The 15714-nt window shown below is 60.9% G+C and carries 16 protein-coding genes; 14 read left to right on the forward strand and 2 right to left on the reverse strand.

Annotation, left to right across the window (positions count from 1 at the left end; translation table 11 throughout):
• Positions 1 to 84: 84 nt before the first annotated feature.
• The 4 genes from KI811_RS12820 to KI811_RS12835 all read left to right on the forward strand — a co-directional run bounded on the left by KI811_RS12820 (position 85) and on the right by KI811_RS12835 (position 4356).
• Positions 85 to 1014: a DMT family transporter gene (locus KI811_RS12820; RefSeq protein WP_214186874.1), complete on the forward strand. Its 930-nt coding sequence runs from the start codon at positions 85 to 87 to the stop codon at positions 1012 to 1014.
• A gap of 3 nt (positions 1015 to 1017) precedes the next feature.
• Entirely contained in the window at positions 1018 to 1380 is a 363-nt protein-coding gene (locus KI811_RS12825) for a peptide chain release factor family protein (RefSeq protein ID WP_214186875.1), read from the forward strand.
• A gap of 181 nt (positions 1381 to 1561) precedes the next feature.
• Positions 1562 to 4039: an endonuclease MutS2 gene (locus tag KI811_RS12830; protein ID WP_214186876.1), complete on the forward strand. Its 2478-nt coding sequence runs from the start codon at positions 1562 to 1564 to the stop codon at positions 4037 to 4039.
• A gap of 11 nt (positions 4040 to 4050) precedes the next feature.
• Positions 4051 to 4356 carry a HigA family addiction module antitoxin gene (locus KI811_RS12835; protein ID WP_214186877.1) on the forward strand — a complete coding sequence of 102 codons (306 nt, stop codon included), beginning with the start codon at positions 4051 to 4053 and terminating at the stop codon, positions 4354 to 4356.
• Between the two features lie 11 nt (positions 4357 to 4367).
• Here the strand turns inward: KI811_RS12835 and KI811_RS12840 are convergent, their stop codons facing one another.
• Complete coding sequence (locus tag KI811_RS12840) at positions 4368 to 5882, reverse strand: B12-binding domain-containing radical SAM protein (RefSeq protein ID WP_214186878.1); 1515 nt, start codon at positions 5880 to 5882, stop codon at positions 4368 to 4370.
• 122 nt (positions 5883 to 6004) lie between these two features.
• On the opposite strand from KI811_RS12840, the gene KI811_RS12845 reads away from it, so the two are divergent.
• The 9 genes from KI811_RS12845 to KI811_RS12885 all read left to right on the forward strand — a co-directional run bounded on the left by KI811_RS12845 (position 6005) and on the right by KI811_RS12885 (position 12858).
• Positions 6005 to 6757, forward strand: coding sequence for a class I SAM-dependent methyltransferase (locus tag KI811_RS12845; RefSeq protein ID WP_214186879.1), 753 nt, complete (start codon positions 6005 to 6007; stop codon positions 6755 to 6757).
• Complete coding sequence (locus tag KI811_RS12850; protein WP_214186880.1) at positions 6754 to 7905, forward strand: ATP-binding protein; 1152 nt, start codon at positions 6754 to 6756, stop codon at positions 7903 to 7905. Before KI811_RS12845 ends, KI811_RS12850 begins: the two co-directional genes overlap by 4 nt.
• 93 nt (positions 7906 to 7998) lie before the next feature.
• On the forward strand, positions 7999 to 9000 hold the full coding sequence (locus tag KI811_RS12855) for a type I restriction enzyme HsdR N-terminal domain-containing protein (RefSeq protein ID WP_214186881.1): 1002 nt from the start codon (positions 7999 to 8001) through the stop codon (positions 8998 to 9000).
• 101 nt (positions 9001 to 9101) lie between these two features.
• On the forward strand, positions 9102 to 9578 hold the full coding sequence (locus KI811_RS12860; RefSeq protein WP_214186882.1) for a hypothetical protein: 477 nt from the start codon (positions 9102 to 9104) through the stop codon (positions 9576 to 9578).
• A 54-nt stretch (positions 9579 to 9632) separates the two neighbouring features.
• Positions 9633 to 10133 carry a DUF4124 domain-containing protein gene (locus KI811_RS12865; protein WP_214186883.1) on the forward strand — a complete coding sequence of 167 codons (501 nt, stop codon included), beginning with the start codon at positions 9633 to 9635 and terminating at the stop codon, positions 10131 to 10133.
• Between the two features lie 40 nt (positions 10134 to 10173).
• Positions 10174 to 10920: an RluA family pseudouridine synthase gene (locus KI811_RS12870; protein ID WP_214186884.1), complete on the forward strand. Its 747-nt coding sequence runs from the start codon at positions 10174 to 10176 to the stop codon at positions 10918 to 10920.
• Positions 10917 to 11390 (forward strand): YehS family protein, encoded by a 474-nt coding sequence (locus KI811_RS12875; RefSeq protein WP_214186885.1) that lies wholly within the window; start codon positions 10917 to 10919, stop codon positions 11388 to 11390. The genes KI811_RS12870 and KI811_RS12875 overlap by 4 nt, the downstream gene beginning before the upstream one ends.
• A 41-nt stretch (positions 11391 to 11431) precedes the next feature.
• Entirely contained in the window at positions 11432 to 12217 is a 786-nt protein-coding gene (locus KI811_RS12880) for a class I SAM-dependent methyltransferase (RefSeq protein ID WP_343213604.1), read from the forward strand.
• A 47-nt stretch (positions 12218 to 12264) separates the two neighbouring features.
• Positions 12265 to 12858 (forward strand): DNA-3-methyladenine glycosylase I, encoded by a 594-nt coding sequence (locus tag KI811_RS12885; RefSeq protein ID WP_214186887.1) that lies wholly within the window; start codon positions 12265 to 12267, stop codon positions 12856 to 12858.
• On the opposite strand, the gene KI811_RS12890 is transcribed toward KI811_RS12885, so the two are convergent.
• Complete coding sequence (locus tag KI811_RS12890) at positions 12844 to 13548, reverse strand: YkgJ family cysteine cluster protein (RefSeq protein WP_214186888.1); 705 nt, start codon at positions 13546 to 13548, stop codon at positions 12844 to 12846. The genes KI811_RS12885 and KI811_RS12890 overlap by 15 nt on opposite strands.
• 304 nt (positions 13549 to 13852) lie before the next feature.
• Here KI811_RS12890 and KI811_RS12895 point away from each other — a divergent pair, with 304 nt between their 5' ends.
• Positions 13853 to 15685, forward strand: a complete 1833-nt coding sequence (locus KI811_RS12895; RefSeq protein WP_246551741.1) for a GAF domain-containing sensor histidine kinase — start codon at positions 13853 to 13855, stop codon at positions 15683 to 15685.
• Positions 15686 to 15714: the final 29 nt, after the last annotated feature.

The raw sequence follows: 15714 nt of genomic DNA on the forward strand, positions 1-15714 counted from the left end.
TTCGCCGGGATGCGCAATTCGAGCCGGGAAAAAGGGTAAAAACTGCGTGTTGACTTCCTCAGCCCCCCGGTCTTTAATGACCCAATGACACACGCGCGCGAATCGGCACCGATGCCCCAGGGGAAGGTCACTGCAATCCTCGTCTTCACTACGCTCCTGTGGGGAGGGAGTTTCCTCTTCAACAAGATTGGAATGCGGGAGATTCCCCCGGTCCAGTTTTTCTTCTTCCGCTTCGCCCTGGCGGCGCTTCTCATGGGGATCATCTGCATCCCGCGGTTTTCCCGGCTGAACCGGGACATCGTAAAGCGCGGAGCCATGGTGGGGGTGGCCCTGGCGGCAGTGAACCTCACCTTTGTCCTGGGCGTCTCGGGCACCACCATCTCCCGGGCCGGATATCTCAACAATCTCTTCGTCCTCTTTATTCCGCTTCTCTCGTTCGTGCTCTGGCGGGAGCGCCTCGACCGGATCACCTTTGCCGGGGTTTTCCTGGCGGTCGCCGGTCTCTGGGAACTGGCCAGCGGGGGCGCCGAGGGGTTCAACCGAGGTGACTTCCTCTCCACGGTCTGCGCCGTGTTCATTGCCATTCACATCATCACCGTGTCGCGGGTCCTGCGGGACGAGGACGTCTACCTGGTCACCTTCGTGCAGTTCTCCACCGTGGCCCTCGCGGGGGCGGCCATCACCCTTGCCATGCCGTGGCCGGCGTTCACCATCGGCGCGGCCGGGGGATGGTCCCTGGCCTACTGCGCCGTCTTCCCCACGGTCATCTGCTTCACGCTCCAGAACGCCTTCCAACGCTTCACCACCCCCACCAGGGCGGGGCTCATCTACACCCTCGACCCGGTCTGGAGCATGCTGGCCGGGGTCTTTATCCTGGGGGAGCGCCTCACCCCCCGGGAGCTCGCGGGGTGCATGCTGATCCTGGTGGCCGTGGCCGGCCCGCTCCTGGGGAGGCTCTACCTGGAGCAGCGCCACCGGAGGCTCTATCACCTTGACGACGTGGAGGAGGCGTAGCCCATGGCCACGCCCGCCTTTGCCGTCAGCGAGGAGAAGAACCGCTGGCTCCGGGAGAAGATGGCGGAGTTGGGGGTGGCCGAGGCCGACCTGGAGGAGACCTTTGTCCGCTCCTCCGGCGCCGGCGGCCAGCACGTGAACAAGACCGCCACCTGCGTCCAGATCAAGCACCGGCCCACCGGGATCGAGGTCAAGTGCATGAAGGACCGGAGCCAGTCCGTGAACCGGTTTCTGGCCCGGCGGGAGATTCTGGAGCGGATCGAGCGGTTGCAAAAGGGGGAGAGCTTCCGGGACCCCAAGGTGGAGAAGCTGAAAAAACAGAAGGCGCGGCGCAAACGGCGCGCGAGCGGGAAATACGAGAAATAAAGGCAAGAGGCTTATTAGCGCCAAGCACCTGCGTGCTGGCGATTTGTCAACTAAACGTAAGTCAGACCGAGAAAGGACCCCCCTCAGTCCCCCCTACCTTGTAGGGGGGAAGCGAGCGTAAGCGATGCAGGGGGGTGTGAACAGCAGTAACTTATTCAAGAGGTTTATTAAGGAATCACCGATGATACGACACGAAACCCTCCGCACCCTCGAATTTGACAAGATCCTCGCGGCCATAACCGGCTACGGCCACAGTACCGCCACCCGGGAGGAGATTGCCCATATCCGCCCCCTGGACGACCGCGCTGCCATAACCCGGCGCTTCGGCCAGGTTGACGAAATCCGGCGCATGACCCATCTGGGGATCACCATTCCCCTCTCCTCCTTCGAGGACATCACGCCGCTTCTGGACGCGGTCCGTCCCGAGGGAGCGGTCCTCGACCCCACGGAGCTGGTGATTCTCTTTCCGGTCCTGCGGACCATGACCGCCATCGCCAAGCAGTTCGCCTACCGGTCCGACATCCCGCTCCTGAAGGAGCTGGCGGGCCATGTGACCGGTTTCCCCGATATCCTGGACGAACTGGAGGTTTCCCTCGACAGCGAGGGGGAGATCCTTGACTCAGCCTCGCCGCTCCTCTTCGATCTGCGCAAGAAAAAGCGCACCCTCACGGAGCGGATCCGGCGGCGCTTGGCTGAGATCGTCCGCGAAACCGGCGTCACCACCTTCCTCCAGGACGACTTCATCACCCAGCGGGGAGGGCGGTGGGTGATCCCGGTCCGGATGGACTCCAAGGGGATGGTTCCCGGCGTGGTCCATGACGTTTCCAACTCCGGCGAAACCGCCTTCATGGAGCCTCTGGAGATCATCGGCCTCGCCAACGAGCTGGAGAACCTGGTGGCCGAGGAAAAAGCCGAGATGATCCGCATCGTCCGGGCCATCTGCCGGATGCTCCGCCGCGAGGCCGACCCCCTGGCGGACCAGTTCCGGACCCTGGTCCACCTGGACCTCCTGAACGCCGTGGCTTCCTTTGCCGATTCCCTCAGTGCCGATACCCCCGAGATCAATGACGCCCGCTTCATCCGGGTGAACGAAGGGCGGCATCCCCTCCTGGCCCTCATGGCGCGGGAGCGGGGGGCCGGCAGGGTGGTGCCCCTCGATCTGGCGCTGGGTGACAATGATCTTACTGATTCGCATTTTTTCGCAGACCAAGGCGGCGAGGCGGAGGCGACGCAGGCGTACCAGAAGGTACGTCGAGGAGCCGACAACGAAGCCAACGCCGGTATGCGGAAAAAGGCGGATCAGGTGATGGTCATCACCGGCCCCAACGCCGGCGGCAAAACCATCTCCCTCAAGACCACCGGCCTCCTCCACCTCATGGCCCTGGCCGGGATCGCGGTGCCGGCGGCCTCCACCTCGTCGTTCCCCCTCATCTCCGATCTCCTGGTGGACATCGGCGACGAGCAGTCCATCGAGCAGAGCCTCTCCACCTTCTCGGCCCATGTCTCCAATATCGCGGGGATTCTCGAACGAGCCGACGACCGGACCGTGGTCCTCCTGGACGAGCTGGGGACCGGTACCGAGCCGGTCCAGGGGGCGGCCATCTCCTGCGCGGTCCTGGCCGACCTGCAGGAGAAGGGGGCGCGGATCATCGCCACCACCCACCTCACCGACATCATCGGCTTCGTCCACAAGCGGGAGGGGATGGTGAACGCCTCCATGGAGTTCGACCGCGCCACCCTCACCCCCCTCTACCGCCTCAAGAAGGGGGAGCCGGGGCAGTCCCACGCTCTGGAGATCGCCCGCCGCTACGGCCTCCCGGACCGGGTGGTGGAGTTCGCCACCGGCATGCTCTCCCGCATGGAGACTGAGTTCCACGAACTCCTGGCCGAGCTGAAGGACCAACGCCGGCGTCACGAAGAGGCCCTGGCCGAGGCGGAGCGGCTGCGGCGGGATGCCGAGGAGAAGGCCCGGATCGCCCGGGAGCGCCTGGCCGAAGCCGAGGCGAAGCGGCGGGAGGCAATGGAGAAGGGGTTCCAGGAGGCGAAGGAGATCGTGCGCGGTGCCCGGCGGGAGGTGAACGCCATCATCGAGGAGGCGCGGAAGGAGAAGAGCCGCGAGGCTCGGAAGAAGATCGACGAGGCCGAGGCGCGGGTCGAGGAGAAGCTCCAGGAGTTCCACCCCGAGGAGCGCCTCCCCCTGGAGTCCGTCAACGAGGGGGACGCGGTCCACGTGAAGCGCCTGGGCCACGACGTTACCGTCCTGGCCGTGGACCGGAAGGGGGAGACACTCAAGGTCCGGGCCGGCACCTTCGAGTTGGTGGTGGAGGCCGCCGATGTGTCCCCGGCGCGGGAAAAGGGGGGGAAGAAGCCCAAGACCAAGCCCGCCGCGAAGATCGCGGCCCCGTCCCGGGAGTCCACACCCCACGAGCTGAACCTTATCGGCCTGCGGGTGGACGATGCCCTGGGGCGGCTGGAGCCGTTTCTGAACCACGCGTCCCTGGAAGGGTACGGCGAGGTGCTGATCGTCCACGGCAAGGGGACCGGCGCCCTCATGCGGGGGGTGCGGGAGTACCTGGACGGCCACCCCCTCGTGCGGGAATTCCGCCCCGGCGAGCCCTTCGAGGGGGGGGAGGGGGCCACGGTGGTGTTGCTACGGTAGGAGAAAACACAATGAATCACATAAACAGAATGCGCCCCATTCATCCCGGTGAAGTGCTGCGCGAGGAGTTCCTGATCCCCTTGGGGATGAGCGCCCATGCGTTGGCGCTCGAACTCAAGGTGCCGGCGCCGCGCATCAACGACATTGTGCGCGAGCGCCGCGCCGTCACGCCCGACACGGCGCTCAGGCTGGCCCGGTACTTCGGCACGACACCCCAGTTCTGGCTTAATCTGCAGACCAGCTACGACCTCAAGATCGCCGAACGGGAGTTGGGCTCAAAGATCGAGCGCGAAGTCCATACCCGCCTCGTGGCGTAGACGCTCAGAACTCACTCTACACATTCCTTCCCCTCGAACATGCCGGTGGCGCTGATGCTCTCGGCCACCTTCCTGAAGTGGAACCCGAAGATGGCCAGGGTGATGGCAAGGGGGAAGAGCCGGGGCCGCCGCACCAGGGACCAGGCAAAGAGCTTCCAGAACTGGAACCGCTCCCTCCCCAGCACCCCCAGGAACAGGATCGAGGTGAAGAAGGCCCGCAGGTGTGCCGGGTTCGGCTGGAACCCTCCCGGCGGGGTCCGGTACTCCTTGAGGAAGGTGATGACCCGCCGGTAGTAGGGTCGGGGGGCGTAGATCCCCTTGAGGATCTGCCGGTAGCCGCTGATGAGGGCGTCCGCCGGCATCCGGGGGACGAAGTTGAGGGCGATGGCAGTGTTGTTCCCCGAGGCGTCCCGCAAAAGCCGCCCCTCCTCGGCCAGGCGCTGGTGGAGCTTGGTCCCCCGCAGGGCCGTGAGCATCCCGACCATGGCGGTGACGATGCCGCTCTCCTGGATGAAGCGAATCTGCTTCTCGAAGATGGAGGCCGGGTCGCTGTCGAAGCCGACGATGAACCCCCCCTGCACCTGGAGCCCTGCACGCTGGATCCGTTTGACGCTCTCCAGGAGGTCGCGGTTGCGGTTCTGCACCTTGCCGCTCTCGTCGAGTCCCTCCTCGTGGGGGGTCTCGATGCCGACAAAGACCTCCGTGAACCCGGCTTGCACCATGAGGGACATGAGCCGGGAATCGTCGGCCAGGTCGATGGAGGATTCGGTGAAGAAGGAGAAGGGGCGCCCGTGCTCCTCCTGCCAGGCTATGATGGTGGGGAGGAGTTCCCGCTTCAGCTTGTTCCGGTCGCCGATGAAGTTGTCGTCCACGAAGAAGACCCCCCCCTTCCACCCACGCGTGTGGAGGGCGTCCAGTTCGGCGATCAGCTGCTCCCGGGTCTTGGTGCGGGGCCTGCGGCCGAAGAGCTGGGTGATGTCGCAGAACTCGCAGTCGAAGGGACATCCCCGGGAGTACTGGATGTTCATGGCGGCGTAGTCCCGGATATCGAGAAGCTCCCACCGGGGAAGCGGGGTCAGGGCCAGGTCGGCCCGCCCGCCGGTGGTGTAGATGCGTTGGGCGCTACCCGTTGCCAGATCGTCCAGGAAGGGGGGGAAGGTCAACTCCGCCTCTCCCAGCACCAGGTGGTCCGCCTCGGGATAGTCCTCGGGAGCAGTGGTGAAGAGGGGGCCTCCGGCCACGGTGGTGACCCCCAACCGGCGGCAGCGGGCGAGGATGTCCCGCACCGCGTCCCGCTGGATGGTCATGGCGCTCACAAAGACCATGTCGGCCCAGGAGAGGTCCTGGTCGGTGACCTCCCGGACGTTCTGGTCGATGAGGCGTGTGTCCCAGCTCTCGGGGAAGAGGGCGGCAACGGTGAGGAGCCCCAGAGGCGGAAACGCCGCCTTCTTGCCGACGAATTTCAGGGCGTGGCTGAAGCTCCAGAAGGAATCGGGGTAGCGGGGGTAGACGAGGAGAACGTTCATGGGATCCTCCGTGATCCATGGGTTCCCGGTCCGGTGGGATCGGTTTGGAGTTCAATTGTACCCGCCGGCAAATTGCCCCGCTGTAATTTTTGTGTAAAAGGTGTGCGGATGGAGGGATTGCCGTGCTTCAGGACCCGACCGACGAGTACATCCGCACCATCACCGCCCACTGCGACCTGACGGGGAAAGAGGTCCTTGAAGTGGGGTGCGGCACCGGCCGCATCACCCGGGACCTGGCCCGCCACGCCCTCCGGGTGGTGGCTGTGGACCCCGACGAAGCCGCCCTGGCAAAGGCCCGCTCCGCCGTCCCCGCCCCCAACGTACGCTTCCTTCCCATGCCCGACGGCATCCTCGACTTTCCCCCCGCTTCCTTTGACGTGGTCATCTACACCCTCTCCCTTCACCATGTTCCCCTCGATCGGATGAACGAAAGCCTTCGCGCCGCCGCCGGCCTCCTGCGGGATGGGGGCGTCATCGTCGTGGTGGAGCCGGGGGACGGCGGCTCCTTCACCGAGGCCAAGGAGCGCTTCGGCGCCGGCAGCGGCGACGAGCGCCCCGGCCGGGAGGCCGCCATCCGGGCCATGCACGGGCTCTGCGGCTGGATCGTGGGGGAGACGATTATCTTCAAAGTTCAGTTCCTATTTGCCGACGAGGATGACTTCATCGCCACGAAACTTCCCGGCTTCGGGCAGAAGCCGGAGGATTACCGGCGGGAAGTGCGGGAGTTTCTTGCCCGGTATCGGGTGCCGGAGGGGGTTGTGCTCGATGCGGGGAGGAGGGTGAATGTTTTGCGGCGGGATGTGGCTTACTCCAGCCACAAACATTGCAAATTCGGATTGACGCTCCGAGTTTGCAATGATATGTTTCCCCCATGATACCACGCCCCCTTTACAGTGAAGCCGTTTCACGAGCGCTGCTGCGTTCTCCGGTCACCGCCCTGCTCGGCCCGCGCCAATGCGGAAAAACAACTCTGGCGCGGTTGATCGGCCAAGAGCGGGAAGGACACTATTTTGACATGGAGTCGCCCGTTGACCGGCAGCGCCTCCAAAACCCCGAACTTGCGCTCGGCTCTCTGTCGGGACTGGTAATTATCGATGAAATTCAACTTGTCCCCGAACTATTCGGCATTCTGCGGGTGCTGGCGGACCGTCCGGGGCAGCCTGTCCGCTTTCTGGTACTGGGTAGCGCGTCTCCCCATATCATTAAGAGGATTTCGGAAACCCTTGCCGGACGGATCGAGTTTGTTGACTTGTCCGGGTTCAATCTTGCGGAAATATCGCCGGAAGAGCGAGACCGTCTCTGGCTGCGCGGCGGGTTTCCCCGTTCGTTTCTCGCCGGCAGCGAGGCAGACAGCCTTGCTTGGCGGGAAGGATTCATCCGTACCTTCCTGGAACGCGATATCCCGCAACTTGGGATAACCATTCCCGCCACGGCCATGCGCCGGTTCTGGACCATGCTGTCGCACCTCCACGGCCAGACATGGAACGCCTCCGACTTAGGTCGCTCCATGGGCCTGTCGGACAAAACCGTGCGCCATTACCTGGACATCCTCACCGGCACCTATATGGTCAGGCAGTTGCAGCCCTGGCATGAAAACCTGAAAAAACGCCAGATAAAGTCACCCAAGATTTACCTGCGCGATACCGGCTTGCTGCACAGCCTGCTGAATATTCCCGGAATGGGAGAACTCTGGGCGCATCCACGGCTCGGTGCATCATGGGAAGGGTTCTGCCTGGAACAGGTGGTGGCGGCTCTGAACACGCAAGAGGTTTATTTCTGGGCTACCCAGGGTGGAGCGGAGCTGGATCTGCTTTTCTTCTCGGGCGGAAGGCGATTTGGCGTGGAGTTCAAGTTCAACGAAGCACCGAAAGTCACCAAATCCATGCAGAGCGCTCTGACGGACCTCTCCCTGGCTCATCTCTGGGTGGTGTATCCTGGCGCGGTGCGCTACGCTGTCCATGAAAAGATCACCATGCTGCCGCTGGCGGAGATTCCCGGTCTGCCTGCGGAGAAATTGAAATAGAAATGTTCCATTCGGGGGGATGAGCGGTTCACGCGCACGCGTGCGTGGGGCTGGTCAACATGTAGTTGGTTTTTTTAAGGAGCTGAATTTTATATGAACTTATGGTTTCTCGCACCAGAGCTGTTGGCTGAACTTGCAATATCGAAAGATGAAACGGGGACTTTTCGTGTTTCTTCTCATCCGTCAGATAAGCCAAAGAGAGCAAATCCTGAAGAAGTCATTCGTCAGTTAGTCATGATACAACTCAGGTGCCATTATCATTATCCATATGGCAGGTTATTACAAGAATACGTTGTTCAAATGGGTGTGACAAAAAAACGTGCAGATATAGCAATCACAGACAACAATAATAATTTGGAGACTGTAATTGAGGTTAAGCAAGTTATAGACGATAATTCTATCCTACAACTTCAATCCTATATGCATGCAGCGGGTGCAAGGTTTGGGATGGTAGTATCCCTCCACAGTAGAAAAGTCTTTATGCGCGAACCTAACGGTAGTTTTACACAAATATCGGATTTGCCGGTATATTGCGGTGAACATGATACAAATGGCACAACATATGGCCAATTGACAAAAGTAGATGATTCAATAGCTAAAACATTAATGGCATCATTGGGTATTACAGGACTGAGTAGAATTTCAAACACAGTGTCATGCCTTTACATAAAGAACAAAACTATGAAACTGTCTAATACAAGTTTATTGAGTTACAGCGCGGTTAGAAAACAAGCTATCGGAACTGGCATTATTCTTCCGAGTACAGTTGGAAATGGCGATTGGGACAATCTACTTTCATTGTTATTTGACACAGCTACAGTTGTAGAGGGGAATGCAACTACTGATGCTGTTCGTAGAGGTGAGGAGCTTTTTCAGGCATTCTTGAATCAGATTTGCGAGCAATGTGATTCCAATACTGAAACCATGTTCAAAGAGATTTACAGTGCCTTTACCGATTGGTATAGAAAAAACAATAATGGTAACGATAAGTATCTCCCCAGCAGGAAAAACATTAGTGCTCAACTCCTCAAAAATGGGTTTCTCAGTCGTAAACTTGGCGGACAAGTGTACATCTCTGGAATTCGCATTCTATGACTAAGGGAGTTCCAACCAGGCCCTTGGACACCGGCCGGAGATGAGAAACGCCCCGGCGCGGGTTAAGGACGCGCACCGTTATGCCCGGAGAACTTAATGCTATGCGACGCATTCGCGCAGTGGCCATAGCCTCAGCACTACTCTTTGCAGCGATGGCGGTCTACACGTGGCCCTTGAAACCTGGCATTCCCGCCATTCAGTTGACTTTTACCGAATCGGCATTCACGTCGATTCTGGCCGAATGGAAACCTGCGGGCGTCCATATATTCAAGACCCACTTTGCCACAGATTTCCCGTTTCTCGTTTGCTATGGGGCGCTCGGCTATCTGGTATCACGAGAAACAAACCTGTTTGAGAGGCATACACGACGGGTCAGGTCGCTCCTTGCCCTCTCACTGCCTTTTGCCGCCGCGGCGGATGCGATAGAAAACTCTTTGCACTTGCTGTTCTTGCTCGGCACAGGCCCATTCAGCCAATCTCTCTATTTCGCCGCCGGCATAGCTTCCACAATAAAATGGTTGCTTATTGTCGGTTTCGTTGGCAGTTCAGCGTATGCGCTTTATAAAACCGCGGGCTAACCTCTCATTCCAGCGGATCAGCAACTATAACCTTTCCACTCCTCAGGAGGCTCAATGCGGATCAACACAGTACTTTCCATCCTCATCCTGCTTCTCTCCTTCTCCCTCGCCGGGGCCGAGATGTACCAGTGGGTGGACGGGAAGGGCACCGTGGTCATCACGGACACGCCTCCTCCCCCAGCCAAGAAGCGCAAGAAGGTGAAGGTTTACACCGACAGCGACTTCGCTCCCGCGCCTCCCGCTCAGCCGTCGCCCGCGAAGCGCAGTGCCAAGGGTGCTGCCGCAGCGGAATCGCAACCCGCAACTCCCAAAAAAGAACGCTTCACCGGCACGGTGGAGATGTACGTGACCTCCTGGTGCGGCTACTGCAAACGAGCCGAGAAGTACCTGCAGAGCAAGGGCATCCCCTACGTGGCCTACGACATCGAAAAGGACAGTGCCGCCCGTGAGCGCCACAGGGAGCTTGGAGGCCGCGGTGTGCCATTGATCATCATCGGATCGAACAAAATGTCCGGCTTCTCTCCGGAGACTCTGGAATATTATCTGAATAACTGATTTAAAAGGGGAACCGTCTCCATCCCGGAGAAAGAGTGCCATGCCTGCCGCCAAACGCCCGCCAACCAAACATCACCCCAAAGGACTTACGGTCCTTTACGAGGACAAGGATGTCATCGTGGTGGAAAAGCCGTGCGGCCTCCTGACGATAGGGACGGACCGGGACAAGTCGCGAACGGTTCATACCATTCTCAATGAGTACGTCCGCAAGGGTGATCCCCGCTCCAGAAACCGGATCTACATCGTCCATCGCCTGGACCGGGATACCTCCGGCATCCTGATTCTCGCCAAGAGCGAAGCCGCCAAGATGTATCTGCAGGAACACTGGCAGGATACCGACAAGCGCTACCTAACGGTTGTGCATGGCAGGCTTGCGGTGAAGGCAGGGACGATCAGCAGCTGCCTGGCCGAGAACAGCGCCCTTAAGGTCTATTCAACCCCTGATGCGGCGCAGGGGAAGCTGTCGCATACGGAGTATGCGGTCATCAAGGAGGCGAAAGGGTTCAGCCTGCTGGAGATCCACCTCCTTACCGGACGCAAGCATCAGATACGGGTGCACCTGTCGGAAATGGGCCACCCCGTCGTGGGGGACAGAAAATACGGCAAGGGGAGCGAGGCCCATGGCAACCTGGCGCTGCATGCCCGTTCGCTCTCATTCACCCACCCTGTCAGCGGCAAACGACTGACCTTCGAAACCCCCGTCCCCGATTATTTCACCCGCCTGGTCGGAAGCATCGCAATGTCGGCAGCCGCACCGGTCGGGACTCTCACAAAGGACAAACCATGACCAATAACGATCTGCTCCGCAGACTCCGCTACGCCCTGAACCTGAATGGCGAAACCATTGCCGGATTATGCGCGCTGGGCGGACATGACATCAAACCGATCGATGTGCTGAAGCTGCTGAAAAAAGAGGAAGAACCGGGCTTTGCTGCCTGCGATGACTCTGTGATGGGGGCATTCCTGGATGGCCTGATCATTTCCCGGCGAGGGGCGCAGGAGCAAAAGCCCGATGCGGGCAGGGAAGCGGCAGGGGCGTTGAACAACAATCTGATCATGAGGAAGCTCAGGATAGCGCTGGAGTTGAATGAAGAGGCAATGCTCGCGCTCCTTGCAAAAGTCGGCGTCCAGATCTCGAAATCAGAATTGTCCGCGATGTTCCGCGCCAAAGGGCACCGAAATTACAAGCCCTGCGGCGACCAGTTCCTCCGCAACTTTATACGGGGGTTGACGCTTGGGGGACCGGGAGCGATATGACAGACGCAAAAGCAATAGCAGACCATTGGGGAAGAGGCGATGTGTACGGCCTGATCGTGTCGGCTTTGAACAGAATGTCGAAGCCTCTGGAAGGCTTGACCGTTGAAGAGCTGGCGCCGGTGGACCATTTCCATTCCCGGGGCTTTCCCGCAACCGTGGAGTTTGCCGACTGGCTCCGGATCAATCCTGGCGAGCAGATCCTGGACATCGGCTGCGGACTGGGCGGTCCGGCCCGGTACATGGCGAAACGGTTCCAGTGCCGGGTGAGCGGCATCGACATCACCGAGCCGTTCGTGGAGGCGGCCAACAAGCTGACGGCGCTTCTCCAGATGGAACGGCAGGTGACGATTGCCCATGGCAACGGCCAGCGCCTGCCGTATCCGGATTCGCGCTTCGATGGCGCCTATACGCAGGACGTCACCATGAACGTGGCGGATCGCGCTGGATTTTTCGCGGAGGCATATCGGGTGCTGAAGCCCGGCGCCTTCTTCGCGCTTTCCGAGCACGGTTTGGGTCCGGAAGGGAATCCCCTCTATCCCGTCCCCTGGTCGGAGGATGGCACCGGCGCCTATCTGGTCGCGCCAGCCGAAACCCGGGCGATTCTTGAAAAGACCGGGTTCGAAGCCATCGCCATTGAGGATACCGGGACCAAGTGTGTCATCGGTTACAGGAAGGTGATCGAAAGGGCCGAAAAAGGCGCCTTGCCGCCGTTGGGGTTACATCTCTTCATGGGCGAAACCATGGTGCAGAAGATGCAGAATGCCGCGCGGAACATCGAAGAAGGCCGTACCCACCCGATACAGTTGATCTGCCGCAAGCCGCGATGAATCCCCTTGAAGCCCCGCGGCGTTACCCCATTACGCCGGAGCCTGACATGAAAAACAGATGCGCATGGGCCGGCACCGACCCCCTCTACATCGCCTACCACGATGACGAGTGGGGCGTGCCGGTTAACGACGACCGGCACCTCTTCGAGATGCTGATCCTTGAGGGTGCCCAGGCAGGGCTCTCGTGGCTGACGATTCTCCGCAAGCGCGAGGCGTACCGCCGGGCCTTCGCCAATTTCGATGTGGAAACGGTCGCTGCCTGGTCCGAGCCGGACGTGCAGCGCCTCCTTGCCGATGCGGGAATCGTGCGGAACCGACTGAAGATCGAGTCGGCCATCAGGAACGCCAAGGGAGTCCTCAAAATCAGGGATGAGTTCGGGTCGCTGGATGCGTACCTCTGGCGCTTCGTGGATCACCGGCCCCGGCAGAACGGCTGGCGCTCCCAGGCCGAGGTGCCGGCCCGGACGGAGCAGTCCGATGCCATGGGCAAGGATCTCAAAAAGAGGGGCTTCAATTTCGTGGGGTCGACCATCTGCTACGCGTTCATGCAGGCCGTGGGGATGGTGAATGACCATGTGACCTCCTGCTACCGGCACGAGGAGATCAGGCAACTGGTCCGGCAGAGATCAGGGGAGAAATGACACGAGGAAGGGGTGACTGTACCCCGCTCGCTCCACCACTTCTCGCACCGCATCCCTCCCCGTGGCGGCCGCCTCGCTCAGCCTATGCTCCCGCTCCAGAAAGACCAGGGCCGGGAGGTTCCCGTAGAGGCTGAAGCCGAACGCCTCGATCATGCGGCCGGCGCTGCGCTCCTCGAACTCCTGCCCCATGTCCTGGGTGGCCTTCACGTAGTGCATGGGAAAGGCCGTCACGGTCTGGTCAAGGCTCTCCATGAAGGCCCGTTTTTCTTCCCGGGAAAGGGTTGCGAAGTCGGCTCCGCACCAGCGGCTCTCCTTCGTGGAGAGGAGGGAGCGGCAGGAAAAGGGGCGCCGGCCATAGACGCCGCAGGCGCCGTCGTCATCGAGAAAGGGGCAATCGCCCAGAGCACGGCGCGCCCGGAGAAACGACGGGAAATCGGGGGCGGCAAAGGCGGCGGCCCGGATCGCTGCCGCATGATGTGCAAGGGCCGCGGCATGGCGGTCGGCAAGGGCCGTGGAGACGGCAAGAGCCTCGGTGAAGGTGCAGTTCACCGCCAGGCTGCAGCAGGCATGGCATCCCCGGCCGCAGTGAAGCGTCCCCTTTTTCAGGGCGTATCCGGCAACCCACTCCCTGACGGCAACGTCGAACAGCGCCTGCTGGTCCCTGACTTCATCCAAGAGTTCCTGCCACATGACTCGCTCCTTCGTATGCCGCGGTTGGTGTCCGTGCCGGCACTGGCGACAGTAATTGATTGGCCATTTTGTGTCAATGGCGGCGCGGGAACTGGCAGATGAATCCGGGATAAACACTGCATAATACGGAGAAACGGAGAACACGGAGCACCTTGACTCTCAAGGGTACCACTTTATTATTGTTTGAATGAAAAGCTGTTCATCGTGCCCCTTCGCCCGTAGAGCCATCCCATCCGCCGTTGCGCGGCTGCACCGGCTACAGTCCCGGCTGTCTGCCGTCGGACTGGCGTAAAGGTTTTTGACCATGACTGTGGACGCTAAAACCGACATTACCCAACGCAGGAAAACCGAGGAGGCGCTGCGCAAGAGCGAGGAACGTTCGGAACTGTTGTCACGCACCATCAGCGCCCTGCTGACCGCCGTCGATCCCCAGGACGTGGTCGAGCAATTATGCAATGAGGTTCGGGAGTTCCTGCACTGCGCGGTCTTTTTCAACTACCTCCTTAATCCGCACACCGGGAGGCTCAAGTTCAACGCCTGCGGTGGCGTGGACCAGCGGGTGGCGCGGCTTGTGGATGATCTGGAACTTTCCGCCTCTCTCTGCGGCACGGCCGCCCAGAACTGCTGCCGGGTCCATGCGGAACGTCTCGGGTCCAGCGATGATCCGCGCAGTTCGCTGGTCCGAAGCCTCGGCGTCCGCGCCTATGCCTGCCATCCGCTACTGGGGCCGGCCAACGAAGCCATTGGGACTCTATCCTTCGGGGCGACCGACAGGGATTCGTTCAGCAGCGACGACCTGGAACTGATGAAAACCGTCGCCGACCATGTGGCTGTCGCCATGCTGCGGCGCAAGGCGGAGAAGGAATTGAAGGCGGACTTGGCCGCCCTTACGCGCATGCACGAGTTGAGCGGCAGACTGCTGGAAACCGCGGGGTTCCAGCCGCTCCTCCAGGAGGCGATGGACGCGGCGGTAAGCATCGTCGGCGCGGCCAAGGGGACGCTGCAATTGCTCGAGGCCGATACGCTGCGCATCGTTGCGCATCACGGCCACGAGCGGCCCTTCCTGGATTTCTTCATGGCTGCCGAAAATGTCGCCTCCGTGTGCGGCGAGGCGATGCAGTGCGGCGAACGGGTGGTGATACGCGATGTTGAGGATAACCCGCTGTTCGCCGGCACGCCGTCATTGCCGGTGCTGCGCGCGGCCGGGGTGCGCGCGGTGCAATCCACTCCGCTCTTCACCCGCGCCGGCCGGCTGCTCGGCGTTCTCACCACGCAGTGGGACTCGCCGCACGTGCCCGATGAGCACGACCTGTGGCGGTTGGACCTGCTGGCCCGGCAGGTCACCGACCTCATCGAGCGCACGCAGGCCGAAGAGGAGCTGAGGAAGCTCAACGAAATTCTGGAACAGCGGGTCGCCGAACGGACGGCGCAGTTGCGGGAAAAGGACCGGATGCTGCTGGTGCAGGGGCGTCAGGCAGCCATGGGTGAGATGATCGGCAATATCGCCCACCAGTGGCGGCAACCCCTGAACACCCTGGGGATAACCATCCAGCAACTGCCTCTGCTCTACGATCTTGGCGAGCTCAGCAGGGAATTTCTGGAGCAGGCGGTCAACCGGTCGATGGAGCTTATCCAGTACATGTCCAAGACCATCGATGATTTCAGGAACTATTTCAAGCCGGACAAGGCTCTGATCGATTTCAGCGGGCGCGAGACAATCGCCCGGTCCCTGTCGCTCATCGGGGACAATCTACGTCACCAGCAGATCGACGTTGAGCTGAAGGTGCTGGATGATGTGGTCATCACCGGCTATGAGAACGAATTCGCCCAGGCGCTTCTCAACATCCTGATCAACGCCAGGGATGCCCTGACGGAGAGGGGCGTGCAGCACCCGAAGATCACCATCGCCATCGGCGCCGAAGGCCGGAAGGCGGTCGTGACCATTGCCGACAATGCCGGCGGTATCCCGGAAGAGATCATGGACAAGATTTTTAATCCCTACTTCACCACCAAGGGGCCCCATCAGGGGTCGGGGGTGGGGCTGTTCATGGCGAAGACGATCATCGAGAACAACATGGGGGGTAAGCTGACGGTGTGCAACACGGCCGACGGCGCCGAATTCAGGATCGAGGTGTGACGGTGCTGAAACGCGGCATCTGTCACCGA

Origin of the sequence: Geobacter hydrogenophilus, assembly GCF_018501225.1 — a bacterium.
In the GTDB taxonomy this organism is placed as follows: Bacteria; Desulfobacterota; Desulfuromonadia; order Geobacterales; family Geobacteraceae; genus Geobacter; species Geobacter hydrogenophilus.

Excerpts from the sequence above, each read along its gene's own strand:
- KI811_RS12820 (WP_214186874.1), top strand. The coding sequence starts at position 85 with ATGACACACGCGCGCGAATCGGCACCGATGCCCCAGGGGAAGGTCACT.
- KI811_RS12825 (WP_214186875.1), top strand. The coding sequence starts at position 1,018 with ATGGCCACGCCCGCCTTTGCCGTCAGCGAGGAGAAGAACCGCTGGCTC.
- KI811_RS12830 (WP_214186876.1), top strand. The coding sequence starts at position 1,562 with ATGATACGACACGAAACCCTCCGCACCCTCGAATTTGACAAGATCCTC.
- KI811_RS12835 (WP_214186877.1), top strand. The coding sequence starts at position 4,051 with ATGAATCACATAAACAGAATGCGCCCCATTCATCCCGGTGAAGTGCTG.
- KI811_RS12840 (WP_214186878.1), bottom strand. The coding sequence starts at position 5,882 with ATGAACGTTCTCCTCGTCTACCCCCGCTACCCCGATTCCTTCTGGAGC.
- KI811_RS12850 (WP_214186880.1), top strand. The coding sequence starts at position 6,754 with ATGATACCACGCCCCCTTTACAGTGAAGCCGTTTCACGAGCGCTGCTG.
- KI811_RS12855 (WP_214186881.1), top strand. The coding sequence starts at position 7,999 with ATGAACTTATGGTTTCTCGCACCAGAGCTGTTGGCTGAACTTGCAATA.
- KI811_RS12860 (WP_214186882.1), top strand. The coding sequence starts at position 9,102 with ATGCGACGCATTCGCGCAGTGGCCATAGCCTCAGCACTACTCTTTGCA.
- KI811_RS12865 (WP_214186883.1), top strand. The coding sequence starts at position 9,633 with ATGCGGATCAACACAGTACTTTCCATCCTCATCCTGCTTCTCTCCTTC.
- KI811_RS12870 (WP_214186884.1), top strand. The coding sequence starts at position 10,174 with ATGCCTGCCGCCAAACGCCCGCCAACCAAACATCACCCCAAAGGACTT.
- KI811_RS12875 (WP_214186885.1), top strand. The coding sequence starts at position 10,917 with ATGACCAATAACGATCTGCTCCGCAGACTCCGCTACGCCCTGAACCTG.
- KI811_RS12885 (WP_214186887.1), top strand. The coding sequence starts at position 12,265 with ATGAAAAACAGATGCGCATGGGCCGGCACCGACCCCCTCTACATCGCC.
- KI811_RS12890 (WP_214186888.1), bottom strand. The coding sequence starts at position 13,548 with ATGTGGCAGGAACTCTTGGATGAAGTCAGGGACCAGCAGGCGCTGTTC.
- KI811_RS12895 (WP_246551741.1), top strand. The coding sequence starts at position 13,853 with ATGACTGTGGACGCTAAAACCGACATTACCCAACGCAGGAAAACCGAG.